4 protein-coding genes are annotated in these 12,373 nt (G+C 74.0%); 1 reads left to right on the top strand and 3 read right to left on the bottom strand.

All coding sequences use genetic code 11. From position 1 onward, the window contains the following. Nucleotides 1-54 precede the first annotated feature (54 nt). Nucleotides 55-1,038: an ArsR/SmtB family transcription factor gene (locus tag ACZ7CD_RS07855; protein WP_470378572.1), complete on the top strand. Its 984-nt coding sequence runs from the start codon at nt 55-57 to the stop codon at nt 1,036-1,038. Between the two features lie 58 nt (nt 1,039-1,096). On the opposite strand, the gene ACZ7CD_RS07850 is transcribed toward ACZ7CD_RS07855, so the two are convergent. The 3 genes from ACZ7CD_RS07850 to ACZ7CD_RS07840 all read right to left on the bottom strand — a co-directional run bounded on the left by ACZ7CD_RS07850 (nt 1,097) and on the right by ACZ7CD_RS07840 (nt 12,339). Next, nucleotides 1,097-5,014, bottom strand: coding sequence for an amino acid adenylation domain-containing protein (locus tag ACZ7CD_RS07850; protein WP_470378571.1), 3,918 nt, complete (start codon nt 5,012-5,014; stop codon nt 1,097-1,099). A 115-nt stretch (nt 5,015-5,129) separates the two neighbouring features. Beyond that, nucleotides 5,130-10,313 (bottom strand): amino acid adenylation domain-containing protein, encoded by a 5,184-nt coding sequence (locus ACZ7CD_RS07845; protein WP_470378570.1) that lies wholly within the window; start codon nt 10,311-10,313, stop codon nt 5,130-5,132. After that, entirely contained in the window at nt 10,300-12,339 is a 2,040-nt protein-coding gene (locus tag ACZ7CD_RS07840) for a condensation domain-containing protein (RefSeq protein ID WP_470378569.1), read from the bottom strand. Before ACZ7CD_RS07840 ends, ACZ7CD_RS07845 begins: the two co-directional genes overlap by 14 nt. Between the last annotated feature and the right edge of the window lie 34 nt (nt 12,340-12,373).

Raw genomic sequence — 12,373 nt, 5'->3', positions numbered from 1 at the left:
GAGGCTCGCAGTGCCGGTTCCGGGATCTCCAGCTCTGCGACGAAAGGCGCAACGTTGACGCTCCTGCGCCTCAGCGCCACCGGCTTGGCGCGCTCGCACTTCGCCGTGTCGCCGCTCGCGGAGACCGTGGGGTCGCTGATCGCGCTGCACCGGCCCTGCGCCTGGCCGTGGCTCGCGCGGTGGCACTCGGAGAACCTGCCCGCCTACCGCTCGTGGCTCGCGGGCAACGCGGTCGCCGCGGGGCTCCTGGGCCTGGTCTCCGCCACGAAGTGGTTCCCCGACGTGGTCTCGGTCCCGCCGTCCGGCGGTGTGGACACCCGCCTGGCCGACGAGCTCGCCGAGGTGGCCGCTCAGTCCGACGCCGAGGTGCTGGCCACGATCGAGGACGCCGCGGCCTCCACGGGCTGCTCCACGACCGGCGCGTGGCTGCCGGCCGGCGGTGCCGGGTCCCGGATCGCCGCGGTGCTGGAGGAGGGCTGGCACCGGTTCGTCGAACGCGACTGGCCGCGCAGGCACGCGGTGATCGAACGGGAGATCACCTACCGCGCAGAGCTCGTCGCCGCGCACGGCTGGCAGCGCGCGGTGAAGGGCATGACCCGGCGTTCGGTGTGGGTCGAGCCCGACGCGATCCGGTTCAGCAACCAGAGCTGGAGCGATCGGGACATCGGCGACCACGGCCTGGTCTTCGTCCCGTACACGGCCCGGCAGGGCTCGTGGACCTGTGAGCGTCCCGGCCGGTACGCGCTGGTGTACCCCGCGCGCGGGGCCGCTGTCCAGCCCGAGCGCGCCCACTCGGACCCGGTGTCCGTGCTGCTGGGAGCCGGTCGGGCACGGGTGGCCGTGGAGCTCAGGACGCCCGCGACGAGCACTCAGCTGGCGGCGGTGCTGGACCTCTCGCTCGGCACCGTGAGCGCGCATCTGGCGGTGCTGCGCCAGGCGGGCGTGGTGAGCCGGACGCGGTCCGGGCGGCACGTCGTCTACCGGCTGACCGAGCGGGGCAGCGGCCTGCTGGACCTCCTCGGGGACCGCGACGCGTAGAACACCGCTGGAACGGGGAACGGCGGTGGCCGCTCCCCCGCTCCAGCGGCGGGACGGGCTAGGACGAGACCGGCACGACCGGGCGCAGCGGTGTCGCGTCCCGTGCGGAGAGGAACTCCGGCCGGGTCTGGTCCTGCGGGCGCGGGGCGTTGCGGACCGAGTTGAACGTGATGATCAGCAGCCTGCGGTCGGTCGCGGACATGTTGGGCGGCGAGCCGTGCAGCAGCTGCCCGTGGAAGAACAGGACAGAGCCCATGTCGCCGAGCGGGGCGACGATGCCGTTGTCGTTCATGCTCTTGCCGAGGGCCACTGGGTCGATCTGGTACTTCAGCGACGCCGACAGCGTGGACGCCCAGTCCTCCTCCTCGTCGAAGGTGACCGGCAGGAGGCCCTGGTGCGAGCCGGGGACGAGGTAGAGGGGGCCGTTGAACTCCGTCACGGGGTCGAGGAACACCACGGCGCTGAGCGCGTCGGGGCGGGGCATGCCGTCCTCGCGCTGCCAGAACATGAAGTCCTGGTGCCACTCCCAGATGCCGCCGCCGAGGCCGTGTTTCGCGTTGATCTTGAACTGGTGGACGTAGACGTCGTCGCCGAGCAGCTCGCTCGCCGGGCCGAGCAGGCGGGGGTCGCGGACGAGGTCGTGGAACACCTCGTTCGTCAGGTGCACGCCGTGCACCGCGCGGACCCTTCCGGAGGCCTCCTCCATCGTCCGGTGCGGGCCGGGACGGCCGAACTCCGCCTCGGCCTGGTCGCGCAGCACCGCGAGTTCGTCCACCGTGAAGAGGCGTTCGCGCAGGAAGTACCCGTCCTCGGCGTACTGCCTGGACACCTCGGTTGACAGGGTCACGGACACGCCTCCTTGTCGTTGGCTCGCAGCGGCTGTCTCCACCACCTCGGCGAACTCGGCGGTGGTGGGGTGTTCGAAGAGCGCGTGCAGCGGGATGTCGACGGCGAACGACGAGCACACCTGCGCGAGCACCTGCGCGGCGAGCAGGGAGTGGCCGCCGAGGTCGAAGAAGTCCTCGTCGGCGCCGATCTCCGCCACGCCGAGCGCCGCCGACCAGATCTCGGCCACCCGTCGCTGGGTCGGGGTGCTCAGCGGTGCGCGCGCGGGGCGTTGCGGTGCGTCCCAGTCGGGGTCGGGCAGGGCGCGGCGGTCGACCTTGCCGTTCGCCGTGAGCGGCAGCCGTTCCAGCACCACCACGCTGGAGGGCACCATGTAGTCCGGGACCTTGGTCGCGGCGTGGGTCCGCAGCAGCCGGGCGAGGTCCGGGGTGCCGGGGCCGACGCGGCTCACGTAGCCGACCAGGCGGGCGTCACCGGCCGGGGCGGTGCGCACCAGCACCACCGCCTCACCGACCTGGGGATGGGTCTCCAGGGCGCTCTCGACCTCGGCGAGCTCCACGCGGAAGCCGCGGACCTTGACCTGGAAGTCGGCCCTGCCGAGGAACTCCAGCTCGCCGCCCGGCCGCCAGCGGCCCAGGTCGCCGGTGCGGTACATGCGGCGGCCGGGTTCACGGGCGAACGGGTCGGGCACGAACTTCTCGGCCGTGACGCCGGGCTTGCCGACGTAGCCGCGGGCCAGGCCGGCGCCGCCGATGTGGATCTCGCCGATCACGCCGTCCGGGACGACCTCGCCGTGCTCGTCGAGGAGGTACACGCTCGCGTTGGCGATCGGTGTGCCGACCGGTACGGGCGTGGGCCACTGCTCGTGGTCCCGCGGCAGGTCGTAGCACGTGACGACGTGGGTCTCGGACGGCCCGTACTCGTTGTGCAGGGACATGCCGGGGACGGTGCTCAGCTGCCGGACGTCCGGGGTGGCCATGAACTGCTCCGACCCGGAGATGACGGTGCGCAGCGCGGCCGGTGTCGTGCCGGCCTCCCGGTAGCCCGCCGCCACCTGGTGCAGGGCGGGTGCCGGGATGAACAGGCGCCGGACGCCCTGGGCGTCCAGGACGCCGTGCAGCCGTGCGAGGTCGAGCCGTTCGTCGTCGGTGATCAGGACGACCTCGCCGCCCACCAGCCAGGTCGAGAACATGTCCTGCACCGAGACGTCGAAGGCCAGTGACGCGAACTGCAGCGTCCGCGGCGGGTCGTCCGTGGTCATCCGGTAGTGGCCGGCCTGCCAGGCCAGCAGGTTGACCACGGCCCGGTGGGGCATGGCGATCCCCTTCGGCCCCCCGGTCGAGCCCGACGTGTACGTCACGTAGGCCACGTCCTGCGGGTCGAGGCCGCTGCCGGGGCCGGTCGGCTTGCCCGCCTCGGCGTGGATGCCGTCCAACGGCCAGACCTCGGCGGTGGTCGCGGGCAGCCGGTGTTGCGACCGCAGCGTCGTCAGCACGACCGGGGCGGCCACCTCGGACAGCACGGTGCCGATCCGGTCCGCCGGGTTGCGCTGGTCGATGGCCACGTAGGCGCCGCCGGCCTTGAGCACCCCCAGCACGGCCACGACCATCTCCAGGCCGCGTTCCAGGTACAGGGCGACGCGGACGTCGGGCCGCACGCCCGCCGCGCGCAGGCGGTGGGCCAGCAGGTTGGCGCTCGCGTCGAGCCCGGCGTAGGTCAGGGCGGTCTCGCCGAGGCGCACCGCGACCCGGTCCGGTGCGGCCACCACCTGCGCCTCGAACAGGTCGAGCAGCGTGGTGCCCGGCTCCGGCTGGACGGGTCCGGCGCTGCGGCCTGCGATCAGCGCGGCGCGCTCCTCGCCGGTCAGCAACGGGATGCGCGTCACCGGCACCTGCGCGCCCGCCGCGATCTGTGCGAGCTGCCGGTCGAGGTGCCTCGCCATCGCCGTGATCGTGCCGGCGGAGAACTCCCCCGCCGCGTAGTCGAACGTCAGCCGCCACACGTCACCCTCGCGGCGGGCGGTCAGTGCCAGCGGGTACCTGACGGCGGCCGGGTCGAGCGCGAGCCGCTCGGCCCGCACCCCCGGCAGTGCCAGGGCCGAGTCCTCGCCGGTGGCCTCGAACCACACCTCGAACAGGGAGTCGCGGCGGCCGCGGCGGCTCGGCCTGGCCACCTTGACCACCTCGTCGAACCCGAGCGCGCGGTGGGCGGCGGCCTCGCCCAGCGTGCCGTGCACCCGCTCGGCCAGGTCGCGGAACACCGGGTCGCCGGTGACGTCGAGGCGCAGCGCGAGGACGTGCTGGTGGCAGCCGATGTCGTCGGTGCCGTCGCGGTCCGGTGAGCTCGTGCCGACCATGATGTCGGTCTGCCTGCTGTAGCGGCGCAACAGCAACGCCCACACGGCCAGGAGTGCGCTGCTCGCCGGGCATCCGGCCTGGCGGGCCACCGCGGCCACGACCACGGCGGGGACGTCGATGCCGTGGGTGGCCGCGCGGTCGCCGCTCTCCTGGCTCAGCCGCGGCAGGTCGAGCCCCACGGGGCACTCGGCCAGCCGGTCCTCCCAGTACCGCCGCGCCTCCTCGTGGTCACCGGGCTCCTCGTGCCCGCGTTCCGCGATCGGTGGCAGCGCCGGTGCCGCACCGGTCACCTCCGCCGCGTACAGCGCGGCGAGGTCGCGGGTCAGCAGGTGCTCGGACCACTGGTCGAAGGCGATCCGGTGGACCACGACAGCGAGGAGGTGGGTGTCCGGACCGCACCGCACCACGGCGGCCCGCAGGACCGGGCCGTCGGCGAGGTCGACCGGCTGCCGGGCGAACGCCCGCAGCACCTCGGCGGCCTCGTCCTCCGAGTCCACCACCTCGTGCGTGAGCGCGAAGTCCGCGGCGGGTTCGTCGACGACCTGCATCGGCGCACCGGCCACCTCGGCGAACCGCGTGCGCAGCGCCCGGTGCCGCGACCGCAGCGCGGAAAACGCTTTCCGCAGCGCCTCGACGTCGAGGGCCCCGTTCAGCCGCCAGCCGGCCGAGAAGCTGTGGGCGGGACTGCCCGGGTCCATCCGCGCGAGGAACCACAGTCCACGTTGGAACGTCGTGGCGGGTTCGGCCGCCACCTCACGTGATCGCCCGGTCATCGCTCACCCCAGACAGGCCGGTCCGATGTGCTCACGGCATCGTCATCGCGCCCGGAGGCACCCCACAAGTCCGGCACGCTCCCGACACCACCGTCCACCCGCCACCGTCCGGGGCTCATCCGACGCTCCCCTGCTCCTCGGCCAGCCGCGCGGCCACTTCCTCGTCCGACAGCGTGGCGACCATGGCGAGGACCTCGCGCAGGTCGTCCCTGGACGCCTGCTGCACCCGGCGTTCGCGGATGCGGTCGGCGAGGCGCTCCACCGTGGGGTCGGTCGTGAGCAGGTCCGCCAGCGGCAGCTCCACCCGCAGGGCCGACCTGATCCGGGTGACGACCCTGGTCGCGAGCAGCGAGTGCCCGCCGAGGTCGAAGAAGCTGTCCCGCACGCCGATGCGCGGGACGCCCAGGACCTCCGCCCAGATCTCGGCCAGCTGGCCCTCCAGGGCGTCCCTCGGCTCGACGTAGGCGGTCTCGGCGCTGCGTTCCAGGCTGACCGGCGGCAGCGCGGCCCGGTCGACCTTCTCGTTGGGCGACAACGGGATCGCGTCCAGCCACGTGAACACGGCCGGCACCATGTGCTTGGGCAGGGTCTCACCGAGGACCGCGCGCAGCTGCTCGGTGGCAGGGCGTTCGGCCTTCGCGACGAGGTAGGCCGCGAGGAACCGGTCGCCGTACTGGTCGGGCACCGCGACGACGACGGCGTCGGCGACGCCCTCGCACTCCCGCAGCACCACCTCGATCTCGCCCAGCTCCACCCGCTGGCCGTGCACCTTCACCTGGAAGTCGTTGCGCCCCCAGTACTCCAGCAGCCCGCCGTCGGTCCACCGCGCGCGGTCGCCCGTCGCGTACAGCCGCTCGCCGTCGCCGAACGGGCTCGGCACGTACCGCGCCGCCGTCAGGTCCGGCCGGCCCTCGTAGCCGTGCCCGACCTGCACGCCGCCGACGTACAGCTCGCCCACCATGCCCTGCGGCACCGGCGACATCGACCGGTCGAGCACGAACAGCGTGACGCCCGCCAGCGGACGGCCCAGCGGCACGCGCGCGCCGAACGGTCCGGTGGCCTCGTGCGTGATCACCTCGACCGCGGCCTCGGCGGGCCCGTAGGTGTTCAGGAGCCGCACACCGGGGAACGTGCGGAGGAAGTCGGTGGCCAGCGCGGTGGGCAGCTCCTCGCCGCAGGACACCACCAGCCGCAGCGCCGGGTGCCCGCCGGGGTGCTCGTGCTCCAGGAACGGCCGCAGCATCGACGGGACGAAGTTGGACATCGTCACGCCGTGGCGGTCGAAGACCTCGTGCAGGTGCGCCGCGTCGCGGTGCCCGCCCGGCTGGACCAGCACCAGCCGCGCCCCGTGCAGCAGCGGCCACACCAGCTCGGGCACCGAGACGTCGAACCCGATCGGGGTCTTGGTCGCCAGCACCTGGCTGGAGTCCAGTCCGAGCCGGTGCCGGTAGGACTCCAGCCGGTTCACCAGTGCGCCGTGGGTGTTGGTGGCGCCCTTGGGCTTCCCGGTCGAGCCGGACGTGAACAGCACGTACGCCACGTCGAGCGGGCCGATCACCACCCCGGGCGGGGTGGTGGGCCGTGCGGCCACCTCGGCACTCACCGCCGGGTCGTCCAGGCACACCGAGCGGATGTCCGGCGGCACCACCTTCCGCGCCGCCGAGGAGGTCAGCACGACGGCCGGGCGGGCGTCGGCGATCATGCCCGCCAGCCGCTCGGCCGGGCTGTCCGGGTCCAGGGGCAGGTAGACGCCCCCGGCCTTCCAGATGGCCCACACCCCGATCACGAGGTGCTGCCCGCGTTCCAGGCAGACGCCGACGCGGGAGCCGCGCCCGACGCCGTGGTCGCCCAGCCACCGGGCCAGCTGGTTCGCGCGCCGCTCCACGTCCAGGAACGACAGCTGGTCACCGCCGTCCTCGACGACGGCGATGCCGTCGCCCCACCGGTCCACCACCGCCTCGAACCAGCTGACGGCCGTGTCGAACTCGGGCCGCAACGGACCGCCGTCGCCCAGCGAGGTGGTGCGGGACAACGCCGCAGCCGACATGACCGGCAGTCGTGACACGGGCTGCCCGGCGTCGGCGGTCCCGGCGCGCAGCAGCTCCACCAGTGCCTCTCCGAGGCCGGTCGCGGTCAGCTCGCCCAGCACGTCGGTGGAGTACTCCAGCCGGCCGCTCAGGTCACCGCCGGGGGCCGCCGCCAGCTCGATCCGCACGTCGAACTGCGCCGTCCCGGTGTGCAGCTGGGAGATCCGGCCCGCCGGGACCACCGGCGGCAGCTCCTCCCGCAGCACGAGCATGGTGCGCACGATCGACAGCCGGTCGGAGAAGTCCTGGTCCTGGCGGGCAGCGCGGACGATCTGGTCGAACGGCAGGTCCTGGTGCGCGTAGGCGGCCAGGCACGTCTCGCGGACGCGGCCGAGCAGCTCCCGGAACGTCGGCTCGCCGCCCAGGTCCACGCGCAGCGGCACGGTGTTGGCGAAGAAACCGACGACCCCGGCCAGTTCGGGGCGCGAGCGACCGGCGGTGACCGTGCCGATGACCACGTCCTTCTGGTCAGCCCACCGCGACAGCACCGCCGCCCAGGCCGCGGCGAGCACCATGAACGGCGTCACCTGCTCGGCGGCGGCCAGCTGCCGCACCTGTGCCATCAGCCCGGCGGGAACGATGAGGGGCAGCGCGCTGCCCTCGAACGAGCGGTCGGCACCCGCCGCGGCGTCGGACGGCAGCTCCAGCGGCACGGCACCGGCCAGTCGTTCCCGCCAGTGCGCCACCTGCCCGGCCACCGCGTCACCTGAGACCTGGTCCCGTTGCCAGGCCGCGAAGTCCGCGTACCGGACCGGCAGCTCCGGCAACGCCGACGGGCCGGCGGCGAGGAGGGTGTTCAGCTCGCGCGCCAGAACACCGGCCGACTCGCCGTCGGCGACCGTGTGGTGCACGCAGAGCGCGAGCACCCACCGACCGGTCGCGGTGACCTGGACCAACGTCGCCCGCACCAACGGGGGTGCGGCGAGGTCGAACTCCTCCTCGGCCACCCGCCGGCACTCCTCGTCGAGCGCCGTCTCGTCCGGCACCTGCCGGACCGCCACGTCGAACTCGACGTCGGCGTGCACGACCTGTTCCAGGCGGCCTTCCGACGTCAGGCGGAACCCGGTGCGCAGGGCGTCGTGCCGGGCCACGAGTGCACGCAGCGCGGAACGCACGGCCTCGACATCGGGTTCGTCGTCCCAGTCGACCCGGCCGGCGATGTGGTACGCGGCCCCGGCGCCGATCTGGTCGAGCAGCCACAGGCGCTCCTGCCCGAACGACGCCGGTGCCACCACGCCGTCGGCGAGCCGGGAAACGGGGGTGTTTTCCCGCAGGCCGCGGGACGCGGAGGCGACCGCCGCGGGGGTCGCCTCGCTCAGCAGCCACTCCAGCTCGACATCGGTGTCGTGGCCGGACAACAGCGCGGACCGCAGCCGGATCGCGCGCAGGGAGTCCAGGCCCTGGCCGACGAGCGGCCGGTCGGGGTCCAGCGACGCGTGGTCGAGCTGGAGCGCCTCGGCGACGAGCCGGGTGATCGGGTCCGCGGCGCCGGGCGCGGGCTCGCTCGGCTGGGCCGGTCCGGCGGGTTCCGCGGCGAGGGCCGCCAGCGTCCCGGCGAGGTACTGCTCGCGGCACGCGGTCCGGCGGACCTTGCCGCTGGAGGTCCTGGGCACCGAACCCGGTCGCACCAGCACCACATCGGCCAGTTCGAGCAGGTGGTCGCGGGTGACGGCCTCGCGCACCGCGCGGCTCAACGCCGCCACCTCGGCCGGCTGGTCGGTCGTGAACCCCCTGGCCACCTCGTGCACCAGGACGACGCGTTCGGTCTCGCCGTCGTCCACGGCGAACGCGGCGGCCCGGCCGGCGGCCAGACCGGGACCGGCGGTGGCGGCGGACTGCTCGATGTCGGCCGGGTAGTGGTTGGCGCCCCGGATGACGATCAGCTCCTTGAGCCGCCCGGTCACGAACAGCTCGCCGTCGCGCCGGAACCCGAGGTCGCCGGTGCGCAGCCAGTCCCGGTCGGACCCGTCGAGGCGGGCGCGGAAGACGCGCTGCGTCTCGTCCTCGTTGGCCCAGTAGCCCGCGCCGACCGTGGGACCGCTGACCCAGATCTCACCGACCTCACCGGCCGCGCGTTCCCGGCCGGTGGCCGGGTCCACCACGGCGACGAGGTCCGTGCCCCTGGCGGTGCCGCAGCCCACCAGCGTCGCCCCGGACCCGGCCGGCACGACGCTGCCCCTGGCCAGTTCGGCACGGTCCACGGTGAGCTCCACCGGCAGCGCCGACGCGGCGGCACCGGCCACGAACAGCGTCGCCTCCGCGAGGCCGTAGCAGGGCAGGAACGCCTCCGCGCGGAAGCCGGCCGGCCCGAAGCGCTCGGCGAACGCGCGCAACGTCGGGGCGCGCACGGGTTCCGCGCCGACCAGGGCCAGCCGCCAGGCGCTCAGGTCGAGCCCGGCCAGGTCCTCGTCGCTGACCCGGCGCACGCACTCCGCGTACGCGAAGTCCGGTGCGGCACTGGCCGAGGCGCCGAACTCGCTGATGGCGCGCAACCACCGGACGGGGTGGTGCAGGAAGGCCATGGGGGACATGAGCATGCCCGGGAATCCACTGTGGAGCGGCTGCAGGATTCCGCCGATCAGGCCCATGTCGTGGTAGGGCGGCAACCAGCTGACGCTGCGGGTGTGCTCGTCCGGTTCGAGCACGCCGGAGATCACCGCCGAGTTGTGCAGCAGGTTGCCGTGGCTCAGCAGCACGCCCTTCGGCGTCGCCGTGGAGCCCGAGGTGTACTGGAGGAAGGCGACGGTGTCCGGGGTGAGCGCGGGCCTGGACCAGCCCGCCGGCTCGCCGGTGGGCACCAGCCAGCGCAACGGCAGGTCGCCCAGGCGCTCCCGCACCGCGGGCAGGATCGCCTCGTCGGTCGTGGCGACGGTCGCGGCGCAGTCCTCGGCCACGGCGAGCACCCGCGCGATGCCCGCGCGGTTCGTCGGCGGGTACACGGGGACCGCGACCGCCCCGGCGTACAGGCAGCCGAAGAAGGCGGTGACGTAGCTCGCGCCGGGCGGGTGCAGCAGCATCACCCGGTCGCCGGGTGCCACCCCGGCGGACTGCAGCGCGGCGGCGGCGCCCCGCGCGGCGGCGTCCAGTTCGCGGTAGGTCAGCGCGAGCTCGGAGCCGTCGCCGTCGGTGAACACGTAGCCGACGGCGTCCGGTCGCCCGGTCGCCCGCGCGAGCAGCAGCTCGACGAGATCTGCGGGGTCACTCAGCCCCATGGTCGCTCCTGTCGTCATCCGCCCGGAACCGCGCGCGGTCCAGCTTGGGAATGGATCTCGTGGGCCTGGCCGGGGTCGCCTTCTCCACCAGGGCCGCCACGTTCGCGACGGTGCCCGCTTCGAAGAAGTCGACGAGCTCCAGCTCCACGTGGCAGGCCGCGTGGATCCGGTGCAGGATCCGCACGGCGAGCAGCGAATGTCCGCCGAGGTCGAAGAAGTCGTCGTGCACGCCGAAGTCGTCGGCGTCCAGCAGCTCCGCCCAGATGCCCGCGACCACGCGCTCGGTCTCGGTGCGGGTGGCGACCTTCTCCTGACGCGGCTCGACCGGGTGTTCCACCGCCCGCCGCGGCTCGTCGTCCACGGCGGGTGCCAGGAACTCCAGTGCTCCCGCCGCGGTGCGCCGGGCCCGCAGCCCGGTCGCGTACAACCGGGTGCCCGACCCGGTCGGGTCCGGCACGAACCGCTCGGCCGTGCGGCCGGGACGTCCCGCGAACCCCTCGCCCGCCTCGGCCGCGCTGACGAACACCTGGCCGACCACACCCGCTGGCACCTCGGTCAGCGACCGGTCGAGCAGGTGCATGCGACCGGCCTGGGCGTGCCGTTCCACCGGGGCCAGCGGCAGTCTCCACACCGGACACCCGGCGTCGGCCACGCCGGCGCGCAGCACCTCGGTCAGCGCGCCCACCAGCCGCCGGACCGAGGACTCCGCCAGGACGTCCGCGGCGAACTCCACGAACCCGGTCAGCCCGCCGTCGGCAGCCGGGGACAGCTCGATCTCCAGCTCGAACTTGGCGGTGCCGGTGTGCACCGGGACCACGTCCATGCTGATACCGGGCAGCTGCGCCGTGGCGGGCGGGGTGTTGTGCAGCACCAGCAGGTGCCGCACGACCGGCGAGCGGCCCGTGGCGTCCCTGTCCGGCCGGACCACCTTGACGAGCTGGTCGAACGGCAGGTCCTGGTGCGCGTAGGCGTCGAGGCACGTCCGGCGCACCCGGCCGAGCAGCTCCCGGAACGTCAGCGGGGCCCGCACGTCCACCCGCAGCGCCAGCGTGTTCACGAAGAACCCGACGAGCCCTTCGAGCTCCGTCCTGGTGCGCGCGGCGATGGCGGTGCCCCACACCACGTCCGAGCGGTCCGCCCACCGCGACAGCACGACCGCCCAGGCCGTGGCCAGCACCATGTAGAGCGTGGCGCCCTCGGCCTCACCGAGCCGCCGCATGCCGTCCACGAGGTCCGCGGGCAGCGACATCGGCACGTCTCCGCCGGAGAACGGCCGTCCTGGGCCGGACGTGACGTCGGCCGGCAGAGCGAAGGGCCGCACACCGGCGAGTTGCTCGCGCCAGTACTCGACCTGCCCGGCGAGCGCGTCACCGGACACGTGGTCGCGATGCCAGGCGGCGAAGTCCGCGTACCGGATCGGCAGCGGCCGCAGCACCGGGAGCTGTCCGCCGCGCAGCGCGCCGTACACGACGGCGAACTCCTCCGCGAGGACGCCGAGGGACCAGCCGTCCACGACGATGTGGTGCACGCACAGCACCAGGTACCACTCGGCCGGTCCTACCCGGAACAGCGCCGGCCGCAGCAGGCTCGGCCCGGCGAGGTCGAAGGGCCGGCGGCAGGTGTGGCCGACCTCGTCCCACAGCTCGTCCGCGGTCACCTCGCGGACCGGCAGCTCGACCGGAACTGCCTCCGGCGGGTGCACGACCTGGACGACAGCGCCGTCGGTGTCGACCTCAAGGCCCGTGCGCAGGGCCTCGTGCCGGTCGACCAGCCGGCGCACCGTCTCCCGCAGCACGGCGAGGTCGAGCTCGCCGTGCATCCTGAGCGCACCGGCCACGACGTAGAGCGGGCTGCCGGGGTTCATCCGCTCGAAGAAGAAAAGCCGTTCCTGGGCAGGGGATGCCGGGCTCCGCGTCTCCCCGGCGGGGCGGCGCGGGATCGGTGCGGGCGCCGCGCCGACACCCGCCTCGTCCAGTCGCCGCTGGAGCAGTCGCAGCTGGTCAGCCGAGAGTGGTCCTGGAGCCAAAACGCCGGCACCTCCCCTGTGGTGGCGACGAACG

This window comes from Lentzea sp. NPDC036949 (assembly GCF_055608075.1).
The sequence above is the reverse complement of the archived record's forward strand: the minus strand, read 5'-3'. Positions and strand labels throughout refer to the sequence as shown.